This is a genomic window from Sporolactobacillus sp. STSJ-5 (genome assembly GCF_024385605.1).
Lineage (GTDB): Bacteria > Bacillota > Bacilli > Bacillales > Sporolactobacillaceae > Sporolactobacillus.
Window position 1 is genome coordinate 51,406 of the sequence record NZ_JANFOJ010000005.1, and the last position, 16,133, is coordinate 67,538.

The 16,133-nt window shown below is 44.6% G+C and carries 14 protein-coding genes; 4 read left to right on the plus strand and 10 right to left on the minus strand.

Going from position 1 to position 16,133, the window contains the following annotated elements; genetic code table 11:
- The first annotated feature begins 147 nt into the window (after nucleotides 1-147).
- Together rsgA and NOM01_RS06705 are read left to right on the plus strand one after the other, a co-directional pair.
- Nucleotides 148-1,203: a ribosome small subunit-dependent GTPase A gene (rsgA, locus tag NOM01_RS06700; RefSeq protein WP_255747517.1), complete on the plus strand. Its 1,056-nt coding sequence runs from the start codon at nucleotides 148-150 to the stop codon at nucleotides 1,201-1,203.
- 136 nt (nucleotides 1,204-1,339) lie between these two features.
- Nucleotides 1,340-1,873: a GNAT family N-acetyltransferase gene (locus NOM01_RS06705; protein WP_255747518.1), complete on the plus strand. Its 534-nt coding sequence runs from the start codon at nucleotides 1,340-1,342 to the stop codon at nucleotides 1,871-1,873.
- Between the two features lie 54 nt (nucleotides 1,874-1,927).
- On the opposite strand, the gene NOM01_RS06710 is transcribed toward NOM01_RS06705, so the two are convergent.
- Nucleotides 1,928-2,026 (minus strand): YjcZ family sporulation protein, encoded by a 99-nt coding sequence (locus NOM01_RS06710; protein ID WP_255747519.1) that lies wholly within the window; start codon nucleotides 2,024-2,026, stop codon nucleotides 1,928-1,930.
- Between the two features lie 204 nt (nucleotides 2,027-2,230).
- Here NOM01_RS06710 and NOM01_RS06715 point away from each other — a divergent pair, with 204 nt between their 5' ends.
- Nucleotides 2,231-3,463, plus strand: a complete 1,233-nt coding sequence (locus NOM01_RS06715) for an aminopeptidase (protein WP_255747520.1) — start codon at nucleotides 2,231-2,233, stop codon at nucleotides 3,461-3,463.
- 73 nt (nucleotides 3,464-3,536) lie between these two features.
- On the opposite strand, the gene NOM01_RS06720 is transcribed toward NOM01_RS06715, so the two are convergent.
- The 3 genes from NOM01_RS06720 to NOM01_RS06730 form a co-directional block, all read right to left on the minus strand.
- Nucleotides 3,537-5,639 (minus strand): methyl-accepting chemotaxis protein, encoded by a 2,103-nt coding sequence (locus tag NOM01_RS06720; RefSeq protein ID WP_255747521.1) that lies wholly within the window; start codon nucleotides 5,637-5,639, stop codon nucleotides 3,537-3,539.
- A 58-nt stretch (nucleotides 5,640-5,697) separates the two neighbouring features.
- Nucleotides 5,698-6,978, minus strand: coding sequence for a methyl-accepting chemotaxis protein (locus NOM01_RS06725; RefSeq protein WP_255747523.1), 1,281 nt, complete (start codon nucleotides 6,976-6,978; stop codon nucleotides 5,698-5,700).
- 116 nt (nucleotides 6,979-7,094) lie between these two features.
- Nucleotides 7,095-7,631, minus strand: coding sequence for a VanZ family protein (locus NOM01_RS06730; protein WP_255747525.1), 537 nt, complete (start codon nucleotides 7,629-7,631; stop codon nucleotides 7,095-7,097).
- 303 nt (nucleotides 7,632-7,934) lie between these two features.
- On the opposite strand from NOM01_RS06730, the gene NOM01_RS06735 reads away from it, so the two are divergent.
- Nucleotides 7,935-8,087 (plus strand): hypothetical protein, encoded by a 153-nt coding sequence (locus NOM01_RS06735; RefSeq protein WP_255747527.1) that lies wholly within the window; start codon nucleotides 7,935-7,937, stop codon nucleotides 8,085-8,087.
- Nucleotides 8,088-8,098: 11 nt separating this feature from the next.
- On the opposite strand, the gene NOM01_RS06740 is transcribed toward NOM01_RS06735, so the two are convergent.
- From NOM01_RS06740 to NOM01_RS06765, 6 genes are all read right to left on the minus strand, one after another.
- Nucleotides 8,099-9,436: a D-serine ammonia-lyase gene (locus tag NOM01_RS06740; protein WP_255747528.1), complete on the minus strand. Its 1,338-nt coding sequence runs from the start codon at nucleotides 9,434-9,436 to the stop codon at nucleotides 8,099-8,101.
- 11 nt (nucleotides 9,437-9,447) lie between these two features.
- Nucleotides 9,448-10,185 (minus strand): hypothetical protein, encoded by a 738-nt coding sequence (locus tag NOM01_RS06745; protein WP_255747530.1) that lies wholly within the window; start codon nucleotides 10,183-10,185, stop codon nucleotides 9,448-9,450.
- Complete coding sequence (locus NOM01_RS06750; RefSeq protein WP_255747532.1) at nucleotides 10,178-11,593, minus strand: ATP-binding protein; 1,416 nt, start codon at nucleotides 11,591-11,593, stop codon at nucleotides 10,178-10,180. Before NOM01_RS06750 ends, NOM01_RS06745 begins: the two co-directional genes overlap by 8 nt.
- 178 nt (nucleotides 11,594-11,771) lie before the next feature.
- Nucleotides 11,772-12,419, minus strand: coding sequence for a hypothetical protein (locus NOM01_RS06755; protein WP_255747534.1), 648 nt, complete (start codon nucleotides 12,417-12,419; stop codon nucleotides 11,772-11,774).
- 252 nt (nucleotides 12,420-12,671) lie between these two features.
- Nucleotides 12,672-13,907: an MFS transporter gene (locus NOM01_RS06760; RefSeq protein ID WP_255747696.1), complete on the minus strand. Its 1,236-nt coding sequence runs from the start codon at nucleotides 13,905-13,907 to the stop codon at nucleotides 12,672-12,674.
- An 865-nt stretch (nucleotides 13,908-14,772) separates the two neighbouring features.
- On the minus strand, nucleotides 14,773-15,957 hold the full coding sequence (locus NOM01_RS06765) for a trans-sulfuration enzyme family protein (protein WP_255747535.1): 1,185 nt from the start codon (nucleotides 15,955-15,957) through the stop codon (nucleotides 14,773-14,775).
- Between the last annotated feature and the right edge of the window lie 176 nt (nucleotides 15,958-16,133).

The window sequence follows — 16,133 nt, forward strand, 5'->3', positions numbered from 1 at the left end:
GCCACCGGTCCCCTATTTTCAGCATGATCTGAAGTTGAACTGACTATTAGGGACCGGAGGCTTTTCACAGGGCAACTCCCTTTTTCGAGAAGACCGTGTGAACGGTCTTTTTTTAATACCTAATTTTAAGACAACCGGAGGATTTATATGAACTTAAAAATGTATGGCTGGAATCAACATTTAGACGCAACACAATTGAATCTAGAAAATGGCCAGTCGATTGGCCGAGTGACATCCGAATATAAAGGACAGTATAAACTCGTAACAGAGCAAGGCGACTATTTAGCTGAAGTTACCGGAAAATTAAGGCACCAGGCAGACGAACGTGAAGATTTTCCTGCAGTCGGGGACTGGGTGGTCGTCCGTGAACGTCCGTCAGAATGCAGGGCAACCATAGATCGCATTCTTCCCAGATTCAGTAAATTTTCACGAAAAGCAGCAGGCGTAACTACTGTGGAACAAATTGTCGCCGCTAATATTGATACCGTCTTCCTTGTCATGGCGCTGAATCATGACTTTAATATTCGCAGACTGGAACGCTATTTGACCATGGCTTGGGAAAGCGGTGCGAACCCCGTCATCCTGCTCAGCAAAGCGGATCTGTGTCCTGATTTGGAAACGAAGATCGCCGCGGTGGAAGAAATTGCATTCGGCGTTCCTCTCATTGCGGTCAGTGCACTGAGAGATGCAGGCAAGCAGCAAGTCACTGACTATCTGGGTCAGGGAAAAACAGCCGTTTTTCTCGGATCATCCGGTGCCGGAAAATCAACATTAACAAACTGGCTTTGCGGCAAAGACATTCAGGTTGTGCATTCAGTCCGCGAAGATGATGACCGGGGCAGACACACCACAACAACACGTGAACTGATTGTTCTTCCCGGCGGCGGGGTCATTATTGACACGCCGGGCATGCGCGAACTGCAGCTTTGGACGGCTTCTGATGATTCGCTGGAACAAAGCTTCTCAGATATTGAAACTTTCGCCTCTGAATGCCGTTTTAGAGATTGCACCCATCAAAAAGAGCCAGGGTGCGCGGTGCAACGCGCTCTGCAGGATGGCAGTTTGAGCGAAAATCGTTATCAAAGCTATCTCAAGCTGCAGCGCGAGCTTGCTTTTATTCGGCGCAAGTCCGATGTTCAAGAGCGGCTTAAAGAAAAAGCACGCTGGAAAAAGATCCATATGTCCATGAGACGACATCGCTGAAACCTGCGAACAAAATAAAAGTCAAAGGCATTCGTTCCCTGAATTTTCGGAACGAATGCCTTTTTAATTTATGCTAGAATAGAAAACACTGATCGCTTAAGACAGACAGCATCATCAATTATATGGAGGTCATTAAATGGATCAAAAATTAACACCGCTGAAGACTATTGATTTTGATCTGTTTTATCATTTAATGAAATGTTCATTTCCAGTAGCAGAATTTCGCCCGCGCAGTAAAGAGCGCCAGCTATTAAATCAAGCGAATTTTACCGTTTTAACCCGTTATGATTTATTTGGGAAAAAAATTGACGGATTTATCGCCGAATGGTCGTTCAGTGATTTTCTCTTTTTGGAGCATTTCGCCGTGGATCCAAATCTGCGTGGACGCGGAATCGGATCGACACTGCTCAGCAATTATCTTGAGCAAGCCAAAAAACCGGTTTTGATTGAGGTCGAATCACCAACGACCGATCTTGCTGTTCGCCGTATTCACTTCTATGAGCAGTTGGGTTTCTCGCTCAGTTCGTTCGGTTATGTTCAGCCTGATTTAGGTCAGACCGGCGATCACATTGACTTGCTCATGATGCAGTATCCGAATCCCCTGACCGAGCATGTCTTTAAGGAGCGAAAAAAAGAAATTTTCCAATCTGTCTATGGAGTGGAAAACTGAAGATTATATGTACAAAAGATCGGTCCGGGGACACAGCCGGCCCGATTTTTTGTTTTAATAAGCCCACGACGCGCCAATAATGATTAAGAGAATAAACAAAACAACCACCAACGCGAAGCCTGAGTTCTGTCCGAATCCTTCTGAAGCACCCATGATCCTCATCACCTCCACTTGATTTTCTCTACTATCTTATGCGAATGCCCCAAATCGTTTCGCCCGTTTTGTTACATCTGCTTTTTGCTTTGTTTCAGATCCGCATGCCGAACGAAAATGACTGTGATAAAATGACAGTAATTACTGCCGTGCTTTTCGCTATTTTGCCATCGTTATGAATGGATCTTACAGGAGGCTTGCTACATGGAAAATTTTGAAACATTGTTGGAACACTATGCCGATATCACCGTTACAATCGGTCTTAATGTGCAAAAAGATCAAGATGTCATGATCTTCGCACCCATTGAATCGCCGGAATTTGTACGGAAAATTGTGCGAAAAGCTTATGAAGTAGGTGCTCGTCATGTCTTTGTCGACTGGACTGATGAAGAATTAACTCGATTGAGACTCGATCTTGCGTCTGAGAAATCACTCAGCCAGTTTCCCGAATGGCGTGCACGCTCATTTCAGGAACTCTCGAATCAAAATGCGGCTTTTCTCTATATCTATTCGCCGAATCCGGAATTACTCGCAGGAATAGATCCGCTGCGCGTTGCTACAGCACAGAAAGCAGCTGCGGCCGCAAATAAACAATTTTCAAATGATAAAAGCAGTGCCAAGGTAAGCTGGACCATTGTCTCGGTACCGACCGCAGCTTGGTCAGCCAAAGTGTTTCCCGGCATGGAAGAATCTGAACGAATCGATGCGCTTTGGCAGCAAATTTTCAAAATCACGCGAGCAGACAAGGAAGATCCCGAAGCCGCGTGGAAACAGCATATCCAATCACTAACGGACAAGCTGAACTATTTCAACGAAAAACGATTTAAGACACTGCACTATGCAGGACCAGGCACCAACCTAACCATTGAGCTTCCGGCAGAACATCTTTGGATCGGCGGCGGAATGTCCAATGATCAAGGTATTCCTTTTCAGCCGAATATGCCAACTGAAGAGGTCTTTACAATGCCGCTCAAAACCGGAGTTAACGGTACCGTCTCCAGCACAAAGCCGTTGAATTATGGCGGAAATCTGATTAACAACTTCTCTGTTACATTTAAAAACGGTCGAATTGTGGATTATAAAGCAGAGCAAGGATTAGAAACGCTGAAACAAATCATTGAGACGGATGAAGGCTCGCACTATCTTGGTGAGGTTTCTCTCGTTCCGCACCATTCGCCTATTTCAGAAACCAATCTTATCTTCTACAACACCTTGTATGATGAAAATGCTTCCTGCCATTTAGCAATCGGGCACGGTTTTCCATTTAACTATCGCGGCGGACGCAAAATGTCTGAAGAGGCACTCGCGGCGGCAGGGATGAATCAAAGCCTTACCCATGTTGATTTCATGGTCGGATCCGGTGAACTGGATATTGACGGTGAAACAGCAGATGGTGAAAGGACTCCGATTTTCCGTAACGGTAATTGGGCGATCTGAAAATCAGTATAAAAAGCAGGTCTGAGTTCACTCAGGCCTGCTTTTTACGTCTCTTTAAATTTATAAAGTAGTCTCAAATCTTGAAGCGTTTGATTTCTTCCTGCATCATTTGAGCCTGTTGATCCAGATCTCCGGCCAACTTGTTCAGTTCTTCCATCGAAGCCGTCTGTTCCTGAACAGAAGCACTCATTTCTTCGGTGCTGGCAGCGGTCTCCTCACTTGTTGACGCAATGGTTTGTGAACCTTGAGTTATCTGTTCAATCTGTTCATGCGTCTTAATAATCGCATTGGCGATTGTCTGCATGCCCTTCACATTAAGTTTGATGGTTTTTTCGATTTCTTTAAACGCGTCATTGGATTCGGCAACGGCAGCATGTTGTTCTTGAAGTGTTTCGTTCGTTTGCTCACAATAAGCGACTGCTTGCTGAATTTCATGATTCATTGATTGAACCGTATCGGTTACTTCTTTTAATGATTGATTCGTCTGCTGTGCAAGTTTTCGAATTTCTCCGGCAACAACCGCAAAGCCCTTTCCATGTTCACCTGCATGCGCGGCCTCGATGCTCGCATTCAGGGAGAGCAAATTTGTTCTTCGTGCAATGCCGTCCAGCACATCAATAATTTGATGCACATTTTTCGCATGTTCCTCCATTTTTAATACGGTATTGATGATCTGATGCGTCGTATCCGCAGATGTCTTTGATTGGGCGGAAAGATGGTTCATCTTTTCAAGACCGCCATTCGCATATTCCTTCATTCGCTCAGCCCCATGGAGAACCTCTGTACTGCGGTCATCAATTCGATTAACCTCATCCAAAAGGCCTTGCAGCGACGATTGGCTCTCATCAATCGACTTAGACTGACTTGATGCTCCTGTAGCAATTTCCGTAACCGTTGCACTAATTTCATTTGCGGACGCAACATTCTCTTCAGCACTGGCTACCAATGTTTGCGAGGCCCCAATGATTTGATGCGACACCTCATACATCTTCTTAAAGGCTTCACGGTTCGTATTCGCAAGTGCATTAATACTTTTTGTCAGCTGGGATAATTCATCATCGCCTTGGATCGGTATCTTTACGGTAAGATCTCCATTTTCAATGCGACCTGCAGCTTCTTGAAGCTTTCTCAATCGCGTAACGACACGGCCAAGTGTGTAGAGCGTGATCAAAATAGAAACAATAATAATAATGACCAACGTTGCAACGGATGGCAGAGTAATGAGGTTCGCTCTGTTTGAAATCGCACTCTTATCGATAATGCCTAATAGAGTCCAGCCGGATGTCTTATTCGTGTGGAAACTTACCAATTTTTGTGAACCGTCGATCTTTGCATAAAACTTGCCGCTCTTTCCCATACTGCGCATTGTCTTATAGAAGTCTTGACCGGCAACATTTTTACCTAACTGACTTTTTTTAGGAGAGGCAATGTAGGTGCCCTTACTGTCAAGCAGCGCGACATAGCCGGAATCTCCAAGCTTTGCTTCGCTTACCTGCTTGATAATGGATTGGATAAATAAATCCATCTTAATGACACCTTTTACTTGTCCGTTATCAACAATGGCCTGCACGACGCTCACGACATTTTGCTTCGTTACGCTGTCCGTATAAGGGTCGGTCCACATTGACTGACCATTTCCCCCTACCCCGTCCTTGTACCACTGTTCTGCGGTGGGATCATAGCCTTTGTCAAAGAAATACATAGGCGAACGTACAATATCTCCTTTTGCCGATGCATAGGTAATTGCCTGATATTTAGTATTTGAACTAAGTACATTTTGGAAATCCTGTTGAATTTCTTCGTTATTTTTCTGAACATTATCAAGCATTTTGCTCATTGTAAACTGACGTGTAACCGATTGCGCGTCATCAAAATAGGTATCAAAGGTTTGATCCGTGGCCTTCAATTGTGCCATGGCTGATTGCGTCATCTGATCGCGGATGAGCTTAGCTCCGTAGATGTAACTGAATAGCCCGCCGATCAAACCGACGATTACCATGATGCTGACGATTGGAATTAAAAGCTGTTTCTTCACACTCATTTTTTCTAAAGCGCGCCCATTCAGAAATTGCGGCAATTTAATGAGAAATGCCCCTGCAGCTTTAAGCCTTTCTCCCAGTGCCATTTTCTTTTCACTTGTCTTTTTTGCCTTATCCGTATCTTTTTCTTTGTTCATGTGTTCTCAGCCCCCCGAGTACCTTGCTCTCTTATATCTATCAGTGAAAAAGTTTGAATTAGACTAGCTTGTACCCCTTAAGAGCTGTTTGAATAATCGCAGCATCTGCTTCCAGATCAGCCGCAAGCTTGGTCAGGTGTTCCATTCCGGCGGTCTGTTCCTCAATCGATGCCGTCACTTCCTCTGTGCCGGCAGCTGTTTGTTCACTGATCTGAGTCATTCCGTCAATGTGTTCTTTAATTTTTTGCGTCTGCGTCGCCATGTCTTTGATCGAAGCAGAAATGTTGCTGATTCGCTCTTTATTCTCAGTCACGGCTTCAGCAATCCGCTTTGATGCCTTCTCAAAAGCACTGACAACGATAAATTGTTCTTCCAGAACTTTACTTGTTTTTCCGGCAAACTGAACCGTATTTTCCGTATCCAAACGAATGCCGGTCATCAACTCGGAAATTTCTTTCAAGGCATGATCGGTTTGTTCCGACAACTTACGCACTTCATCTGCGACAACAGCAAAGCCTTTGCCTTGTTCTCCGGCACGAGCGGCCTCGATCGCCGCATTTAAGGCAAGCAAATTGGTTTGGCCGGCAATTTCAGAGACGGATTCAATGATCTTGCCTACATTCTTTGAACGTGAATCTAAGGAAGCGATCGCGTCAATAATATCAGCAGTCGTACTGATTGTCCGTTCCGAATGATTTCTCAGCTTAATGACAGACTGCTGATTTCCTTCAGAAATTTTGGCCAGCTGCTCCGCGCCATGCTCCATCATCTGTGTCTGCTCCGTAATGCTGCCCATTCTCTCTTTTAACTGATCCGTTGCCTCTTTATTTTTTCCCATTAATTCGGCTTGGTCGGAGGCTCCGGCAGCAATTTCAGTCATCGTCGATCCGATCTCGTTTGATGAAGCCGTGTGCTCTTCAACACTTGAAACCAGCGATTGAGAGGCATCGTTTACTTTTTCGGAGACTTTTGACATGCTCTCGATCACGCTGTGATTCATTCGAATCATGTGGTTGATGCCTTCGGCGAGACGTGCCAATTCATCATTTTCTTTATCGTTGATAATCACACTCATATCGCCTGTTTCCGCTCTTCCAACAGCAAGCCGCAGATCATGCACACGCTTGTTGTAGCCCTTGAAAATAAAAAGCAGAGCAAAAAGACCCGCAATTAAAGTTACTCCGCTTGCAATAATAGCGGGGACAAGCATTCCTTCGACTCCGAAATAATAAAACACCGCAGTGACTCCCAATACACCAATAAAAAAAGCAACAAAATAAAGGCTCTGAAGATTAAAACGCCTTTTGTTTCGGCTTTTTTGTTTCTCTTTTAAAGCCATGACCGATCCATCCCTTCAAGCCCGCTTCAATTACCTTCACAAATCTCGCACAGCCCATTATCTATCACTTACTATATCGGAATATCTAATTGAAAAGTTAATTCAATTTTTATTATTTATCCGTGTTGCTCAGCTCGAAACCGTGATGTATGATTGCTGCCTGTATAAAAGAGATAGTAATAAAGATCAAGTATAAACACAATGACCATTGCCAGAATCATACCCGTCAAATCAAACGTAAATGTGTCAATCAGGTGACCGGTACGTCCCGGAACAAAAGTCTGATGCCACTCGTCGAACATCGCATAACAGAGCGAGATCGCGGGACCGCATAAATAGCAAAGCAAACGAGGCATAACCGTCGTCATAAACAGATTAATAATCATGAAGGTTAAAAGACAGTATTCCGTTACATGACTTGCCTTGCGAAAAACAAACTCAAACAATGCATAAGGTTCGTCGGACGTAATACGTTCCCCGCCATAATTAAAATCGACATGCGGAAACGTTTCCGCCGTCCACTGAAAATGCGCCTTTAAGAAAGGCTGCATATTCTGGTCAGCGTAAGGAGTCGATGATCCTTTATAGATCATGCCAATAATAAATAAGATAAGAATAAGCCAAAAAACGAATGCTTTAGGATTTTTAAACATCTTGTAAACCCCCAGTATAAAAAGTGCGTGCCCATCAAAAAAATCTCTATCCTAAATCTGCCTTAACGTTCCATTGTAAAGACCGCAAAACAATTTCTTAATCATTTCTCAATTATAGCGCAATTGCTTAGGTATTTTGTAGGTGTATTTTTCCACCGTCCACTTTTTAATTGAATTAATTCATTCGTCTGAATAATAAAAATTATGTCCGTGCTGCTGAATCGTCTTGCAAAAAAAGTGCATAACTCATGGCTAATTTGCACAGGTTAGTTAGTGCTTCACACATTGAAGGGAGTTTTCTCTATGAATAAAGAGCAGGAATTCAATCGCCAATTTAAGGCGAGGGAAAATACAGGTGAACACCGCAATGGACGGCTCGCCCAGCAAAAAAATCACACCGATGGGAACCATGCACCGAATGAATTCACCAGCGAAAACAAGAATGAGGACCGTTAATCACGCATCTCCTATCGAGAAGCCCGGGCATAATAGGCTTCTCGATTTTTTTGAGGAACCATTCCGCCTCCGGTTGCCCAAAAAAGGTGTGTTGCATTGGCCATTTTATCCGTCAAATGATGATTTTCTAAATAGTTCTTTCCTGTCTTGCTTTCCAGCAACATATGAGGTCCGGCTAGACCTGCGGCAGCCGACGGTTCGATCCAATGATTTTCCGTATCCTTAAGTGCTTTCAGATAGTAGAAAAGGCGATCGTCATCCACGGTAAGACAACCCGAAATTAAATGACCGGCTGCTTTGCCCGCGAACGCCGACGGACGCGGAACTGCCAATCCATCAGCTGCTGTGTGATTATCAAGTCCGAAATCGCGTACGGATACCTGGTCATCTAATCCCGTCAAAAGGCCGAGTAAAAAGCATGGCGCATGGGTCGGTTCAACAAAAAAAGCATGAACGTGCATGCCGAATGCCTGTTTTAATCCAAAAGTTACACCGGCCGGTCCCCCGCCGACACCGCATGGCAAATAGACAAACAGCGGATGATCAGCATCCACCGAAATGCCCTCTTTCTGAAACTGCTTCTTCAGGCGGTTACCCGCGGTAGCATAACCAACCAACAGATCCTTTGAATTTTCATCATCAACGAAATGGCAGTACGGATCCAGAGCCGCCTGCTTGCGCCCCTCTGTAATCGCCACACTGTAGTCTGCCGCATATTCTTTAACAAAAGCTCCTTTTTCGCGGAGCAGTGCTTTTTTCCAAGCACTCGCATCCGCCGACATGTGTACGGTTGTCTGAAATCCAAGCGTTGCACCAATAATGCCAATGCTGAGGCCAAGGTTGCCTGTTGAACCGACAGCGATTGAATAGCGTGAGAAAAATTGCTTGAACGAATCGTTCGCAAGTATGGCGTAATCATCGGACTCCTTGAGCAAATTGGCATCGATTGCCAATTGTTCCGCAGTCTTGAGTACTTCATAAATCCCGCCGCGTGCCTTAATTGATCCGGAGATCGGCAGTTCGCTGTCTGCCTTCATCATTAACCGGCCGGGAATTCGTGTGCCTGCTTCTTCTCCCAAATAAGCTTGTAATTCAGCTGTTGAATAAATCGGCGATTCAATTAAGCCGCCGGCTTGTCCGGTTTCAGGGAAAACCGACGCCAAGTAAGGAGCAAAGCGGCGCAGCCGCGCTTCGGCATCAGTCACATCACTAGAGGTAACCATCCTCGCATCACGTTCGCCATAATGTGGATTCAGCCATAGCACTTCATTTTTATCTCTTATCTTGATCACTGTCGGTTCTGCGTGCTCCCACTCCGCCAATGTTTTGCCGCCAATACATTTGTCCATCGGTCTCCTCCTTAACGTGCGTTTTCTTCAAGGGCTTTCTGCTGTTCCAAAGTATCCAGCATATCAAAAATTAAATGAAAGTTTGAATACCGTTGCACAGAATGTGCGCCCCTCTCAATAAAATCCCAGGTGCCATCAATTGATCCTTGAACAGCAAAAGGCTGATCATGGAAAAAATGATAAAAATGATCCGGCTGATCACGGCAGGCACGTTCAAATGCACGCGATTGATTAATTTTTTCCTCAATAGTCATATTACGATTATTATGCATGACATGATCCAAGTTGCAAGAGAAATAGAAGATAAAATAGTAGATTCCATTCATAATGACGTCTGCCGAACACATGGTCCGCAATTCAGATGCCTTTATTTTATTCCTTTTTTGTATGTACTGTTGAATACCGGGATTGGCAACAACAATTCCCGACTCACGGTAAACCGGATCACGCCCGACCGATGCGTTCACCTCAATGTTTCGATCGTCAACGAAAACCCCGTCCGTGTCCGTCAACTGTATCACCGCAAGAATCTCCTGCTTGCGGTATTTCGTTTCATTCATTATTTTTCGAACCTGATCCGTGACTCGGGTCTTTACATTTTTTCGCACGCCGGGTCTTGTGAACATATCGCCACGGGTAATATGAACATATACACTGTACTTGCTCGGCACATAGTTACGGATCGCTGCAATTGTCCGTTCGTCCGACACACCTTCCACAATAAACACAATGGCCTTTTTTTCAGCCATGACTCCATTCACCCGCCTCATCGAATGCTTCCATAATATCGTAGCGATCCGTCGGCTGATAAACTTCTTCTCCAGCATGACCAAGCTGAATCGCACGAATATAGACATCACGAATATTTGAGCTGTCCCGTATTCCTTTCAGTACAATATAGCGATTCTCGGGATTGGCAGATGTAAATGCCAAATTTTCTCTTTCAAGAACCTCGAGAAGGCGTAAGTTGTGCGAGGTGAACAGGAGTTGCCCCTTGCCGCCGTTATTCAAAATTTTCACAATCTCGCCAAGTAAAAATTCGTAGATACCGGCATCAAGTTCATCAATCACAATGCATGCATTTTCATCGTTATACATCACAATAAGCGAGCTCAGCACCGTCAGCAGTTTTTTGATGCCATCACTTTCACAAGCGATCGGAAGCGAGCGACCTTCACGCTTTGCTACCAACTCAACACGTACACCGTTTCTGCCGTCATGCAGCAGCTCGCCTCCCAGATTTTTTGCTTCCACAGTCAGACCGGGGACAACCTCTTTCAATACCTTGCTGATCGCTGTGAACATTGTTTGAAGTATTTCAAACGTTTCCATATCCATTCTTTTGGGTGCATCAATCGGAAAATTGATGACCCCATAGCCCTGCTCATTGGGATTCAAAGTCGTATTTCTGCAATGAATCGGTATCGACAGGTTGGCGAGCGACATTCCCGATTCGTGATTGCTCAGCACAAACAATCGTCCGGCAAAGATATTTTTGAGTACCTGAAGCAGCGTGAACGGTTCCTGATCAAGAGTCCTTTCAAGCAGATCAAAGCCTTCCTGACGAAAGAAAACAGAGGTACGCTGCTGATAAGCCAACTCAGAGTTGACCTTGAATGCGACCACTAAATTTTCTTTTCTCGATTTTATTTTCGACGCAACCGTATTCGGGGCAAGCTTCTCCTCCCCATCTTTTCGAGTAAAAGCGACCATCGTTTTATAGCGCGCGCCTTTGACCAATTCCTTATAGCGAATTTCTTCATGCGACAAATACACCGGATCAGGACCGCGATCATTTGCCAGATTTACCGCATCATCCGCATCCAGATCCTGCTTTGTCAGTGCCACATCATAGACAGCTTCGTAGCATTGACGCTCCACACAAATCAAAAAGGTGAAAACGAAGCGCACCGTGTCGCTCCGCTGATAGATCAGACGATCAACGCCCGGATCAAGCGGCTGCCCGCAGAGCAGTGCACGAAGCACCTCAAACGCAGACACAACCGCCGTTTTTCCCGAACCGTTTTGCCCATACAATCCGAGCACATCTGCACGCTTCATTGAACGATTCTTAGAACAAGGAAAATACAATTTGCCTTGAACAACGTTTTTGCAATTATGTACTTCCACACTTGAGACGCGTACTTTTAGATTCATGAATAGTACTCCTTCAAGGACATTTTCGTAACGATAACATAAAACAAATCCTCACAATAAGTATTCTGGGAAAAGGTGGATTGTATACATGAAACTGTCTCAGTTCATCTTTAATTGCCTGTTAAATAAAGAAACTTGCTCTTTCTTATTAAAAATATGGTTTTCAGATTCAATGATTTCATGGCACAATAACAGGTACATTTATTTCCTTGTTGCGAAATCGAACGGTGCCATCTTTTTGAATGTCATATTGAATTTTTGCGTCATCCAGGCCTCTAAATAAAGCATAACGCGCTTGCTCCGTTTTATCGCGAATCGTTGAAAGTGAGTAATTAATTGATTTGTTATTCAAGGTATGGGTTCGATTTTGAATTTGGAGTTGCTTAAAAAAATCCAACTGTGCATCAAGGACTTCTTTAAGTCGTTCTTTTGCTGCAGTGACTGAACGAGGAGCGGATAAACGATCCAATTGTTCTATAGAAGTTTCTGTTTGACTGATTGCCATCAGCATATAGTCATCGGTTAATTGGCGAGTATTGATTCGATTTACTGCTTCTGAGACACGATTGTTCCCAGCATTGACGAGTTCGCCCGATTGATGGACATAATCGGCAACACGATTGTAGCGATGAACTTGATAGTCGTTATAGATGTAACGAGCAATTGAAAGTGCTGATATGACAAGAATAATGACTCCAATCACACTGATTCCTTGTTTCACTTTCAGATGATGCCTGACCGGATGATAAATATCATCCTCATAGACGTTTCCTTCTCTTTTCAACTGGTTCATTTGTCTTTTAAATTTCCTCTGAACGGGGGTCATAAATGTAGCCTCCTCGGCGTGGCGATTATGATGAGAGATTATGTTGGAGTATATTTTGTATTCATTTGTTAGTATCATCGCATAATCACCGTTGCAAGTTCAATAGTTTTCAAGACAAATCACACAGTAAAATGGACCTAATATTTATTTTATTATATTTTTCGACTGGTGAAATAAAAACAGCATCCGCCTCGCGCTTTCACGCGAATTCGGATGCTGATTTCTATCTATTAATTTATGAATATGTTTCGCTTATTTTTCTTCCAACTCCGCCTCAATGTATGAGTTCTTCGATGACTCTTGCATGCGCCAATACACGATCAAGCTGACGAAGATGCAGATGGCAACGTAGAAGAAGAACATGGTTTCGATGCCGATGCTCTTGAACCATAGGGCGACAAATTCGGCGGTACCGCCAAAGATGGCAACCGTCAGGCCATAGGGAAGCCCGACGCCGAGTGCACGAATTTCGGTTGGAAACAGTTCGGCTTTAACGATCGCATTGATCGAGGTATAGCCGGTGACGATGACCAAGCCGAGCATCATCAACAGAAACGCGGCAATCACGTTGTGCGATGATTGCATGAGTAGGAACAGTGGAACGGTTAGCACAGTCCCTGAGATACCGAAGAAGAACAGCAGCGGACGGCGGCCGATATGATCGGACAACATGCCAGCAAGCGGCTGCAGGATTAAGAAGATGAGCAGTGCGACAAAATTGATGATGCTGACAACTTCCTTATCCAATCCGACTGAGTTGATCATGAATTTCTGCAAATACGTTGTGTAGGTGTAAAAAGCGACCGTGCCACCAAGTGTCAGTCCGACAACGGTCAGAACTGCACGAGGATATTTCATCAGTGCTTTGATCGTTCCTGCGTTCTTTTTCGACTTGCCGGACATCTTTTTAAACTGATCGGATTCATCCATCGACAGTCGGAGCCACAGGACAGCAAGTGCACCAAGCGCTCCGATCACAAATGGAATGCGCCAGCCCCATAATTTGAGCTGATCCTCGTTCAGCAGTAATTGAAGCACAATTTGAACACCAAGCGCGACCAATTGACCGCCGACCAAGGTAACATATTGGAAACTGGAATAGAAACCACGGCGGCCTTTGTTCGCCATTTCAGAAAGATAAGTCGCTGAGGTTCCATACTCACCACCAAGCGACAGTCCTTGAAAAAGTCGAGCTAAGACAAGAATAATCGGTGCAAAAACACCAATCGTCTGGAAGTTCGGCGTGACAGCGATCACCAGCGATCCGCCGGCCATAATTGTAATTGACAGGGTGAGCGCGGCGCGGCGGCCATGACGGTCCGCATAACGGCCCATGATTAAGCTGCCGATCGGCCGCATCAGAAAGCCGATGGCGAAAATAGCGGCTGTGTTCAGCAGCTGTGATGTTGTATCTCCTGAAGGGAAAAAGTCGGTCGAGAAATATACCGCAAAGGCAGCGTACACGTACCAATCGTACCATTCAATCATGTTACCTAATGATCCTTTTAAAATGTTTCCTGCAATACGGCGCGATTCTGCGCGTTCCACATGCTTTACTTCAGCCACATGAACATCTCCTTTAAACATGAACATTCAACCGATCTTTATCTATTAATCATGCACGATGAAGAAATAGATTTTCGCTGTCATAAAGTTAACTCTATTAACTACTTTACAGGACTCGTCCTGTTCAAGGGAAACCATACGCTCAAAAGATTCTAGACGCACAAATTCCACCCAAAACGATGTCCTCTTCTGCACAACATTATCGGTTCAATAATCATTCTTTTTTGTTATCATTACAATAACATACAAATCATCATTATTCATCCATTTTGATTAAAATCTTCAATTTTTTTTCATATTCTTATCGTTCTATTGAAATTTTCTTCAACATTAAAGTTACTAATGAAGGTTTTTCTCCGCAGCCAGGATGAATCAGAGCGCCTCTAAGATCGCCTCGTTTTCCTGTATTCTTGAGGATTGACATTCCCTAATTAGAAAAACCAGGCAAAAAAACGCCTGGTTCTTACTTCCGCAGGAAGTGGTGGCTTTTGCGTTGCATACAGGACGTATGCGTACTTAGCGAAAGATCCTTTTACGATACCGGTTTGATTACGCTCCGGTTGCTCGCGATCAACTAGGCACGGCCGCGGGCAGTCTGGAAGCCTCCTTAAGCAAACTGATGTCTGCGGGGTCTCCCCCTAGCCTGCGATCAACAGAGCCGCTCCGCAGGAGTCTCGCACCTATGCGTTTGGTTCGCAGCCCTTTACTTTGGTAAAAATCATATACTTTTTTTGCTTTTAAAAAAGGAATCCATTAATGGACTCCCCGCAAAATTAAACCTATTACATTACAACCCTACTTTTTCAAATGCCTGTGTTAAATCGGCAATAAGATCATTGGCACTCTCAAGTCCGACGCTGAACCGCAAAAATCCGTGTTCACGGAATTCTTCGGGATAAAAATGGATGCGCTCATCATCAGGACCAGTATACACGATCAAGCTTTCATCGTGTCCAATCGAGACTGCGGATATGATCAGCTTGAGTGAATTCACAAAATCATTGTGACGCGCAACATCGCCGTTAATACCGAAAGAGAGTACACCGGAGTATAATCCGTGCATCTGCTTCTTAGCAATTGCATGCTGCGGATGGCTCTTGAGTCCGGGATAAGCAACAAACGTCACCTCGGGATGGTTTTCCAAAAATTCAGCAATTTTAAGTGCAGTCTCACTATGCTGTTTCATACGCAACGGCAGTGTTACGACACCGCGTGTTATTAGCCATGCATTGAACGGGCTGATCGCTCCGCCGATATTGACCATTGCTTCACGTTTAATTTTATCAATCAATTCTTTTTTTCCAATCACCGCTCCGCCCATCGCATCACCGTGACCATTAATGTATTTGGTGAGGCTATGAATGACAAGATCCGCACCCAGTTCGAGCGGCCGCTGAATATACGGTGAGGCAAACGTACTGTCGACGGAAACCAACGCACCAGCTTCATGAGCGATTTTTGCGATTTCAGCGATATCACTGACACGAGTCGTCGGGTTTCCCGGCGTTTCCAAATGAATCAGTCTCGTGTTCGGACGAATTGCTTGCCGCACTGCTTCGGGATCCGAAGTATCTACAAGCGAGACTTCAATACCATATTTATCTGGAAAATATTCATGGAGCAGACGATAGACCGCTATGTACGAGACATCGGTGCAAATCACATGTGCGTCCTTGTCGATAAAGCTGAAAAAGACGCCTGCAAGTGCCGCAACTCCCGTCGCGAGTACCACACAATCCTCACCGCCTTCAAGTGAGGCAAGGCGTTCCTGCAAGTATATCTGATTTGCGGAAGTGGTTCGCGTGTAGATCAAATTGTTCGGGTCGCTCCAATTGAGTGTCGACGCATCATCCGGCAGCCGGTAACTGTTTGCCATTGTAATTGGTCTGCGAATAGCTCCCGTCTCGCTATCGATATCATTACCAACATGAATGCAGCGTGTGATAAAATCGGACTTGCTATAATCAGCCATACCTTATCCCCTTTTCTCTCCCCCGACCTTGCTTAGGAATCGCGGTCGCTTTGTTAATAATTCCATCGTATAAGTCGTCAGTAAAGAAGTCAATCATTAGTCACAGTATTCAACTATGATTAATGATTTTTCACACAAAAAATGCGAGCCTCCTTGCATAAGCAGACTCGCATCTT

Excerpts from the sequence above, each read along its gene's own strand:
- rsgA (WP_255747517.1), top strand. The coding sequence starts at position 148 with ATGAACTTAAAAATGTATGGCTGGAATCAACATTTAGACGCAACACAA.
- NOM01_RS06705 (WP_255747518.1), top strand. The coding sequence starts at position 1,340 with ATGGATCAAAAATTAACACCGCTGAAGACTATTGATTTTGATCTGTTT.
- NOM01_RS06710 (WP_255747519.1), bottom strand. The coding sequence starts at position 2,026 with ATGGGTGCTTCAGAAGGATTCGGACAGAACTCAGGCTTCGCGTTGGTG.
- NOM01_RS06715 (WP_255747520.1), top strand. The coding sequence starts at position 2,231 with ATGGAAAATTTTGAAACATTGTTGGAACACTATGCCGATATCACCGTT.
- NOM01_RS06720 (WP_255747521.1), bottom strand. The coding sequence starts at position 5,639 with ATGAACAAAGAAAAAGATACGGATAAGGCAAAAAAGACAAGTGAAAAG.
- NOM01_RS06725 (WP_255747523.1), bottom strand. The coding sequence starts at position 6,978 with ATGGCTTTAAAAGAGAAACAAAAAAGCCGAAACAAAAGGCGTTTTAAT.
- NOM01_RS06730 (WP_255747525.1), bottom strand. The coding sequence starts at position 7,631 with ATGTTTAAAAATCCTAAAGCATTCGTTTTTTGGCTTATTCTTATCTTA.
- NOM01_RS06735 (WP_255747527.1), top strand. The coding sequence starts at position 7,935 with ATGAATAAAGAGCAGGAATTCAATCGCCAATTTAAGGCGAGGGAAAAT.
- NOM01_RS06740 (WP_255747528.1), bottom strand. The coding sequence starts at position 9,436 with ATGGACAAATGTATTGGCGGCAAAACATTGGCGGAGTGGGAGCACGCA.
- NOM01_RS06745 (WP_255747530.1), bottom strand. The coding sequence starts at position 10,185 with ATGGCTGAAAAAAAGGCCATTGTGTTTATTGTGGAAGGTGTGTCGGAC.
- NOM01_RS06750 (WP_255747532.1), bottom strand. The coding sequence starts at position 11,593 with ATGAATCTAAAAGTACGCGTCTCAAGTGTGGAAGTACATAATTGCAAA.
- NOM01_RS06755 (WP_255747534.1), bottom strand. The coding sequence starts at position 12,419 with ATGACCCCCGTTCAGAGGAAATTTAAAAGACAAATGAACCAGTTGAAA.
- NOM01_RS06760 (WP_255747696.1), bottom strand. The coding sequence starts at position 13,907 with ATGATTGAATGGTACGATTGGTACGTGTACGCTGCCTTTGCGGTATAT.
- NOM01_RS06765 (WP_255747535.1), bottom strand. The coding sequence starts at position 15,957 with ATGGCTGATTATAGCAAGTCCGATTTTATCACACGCTGCATTCATGTT.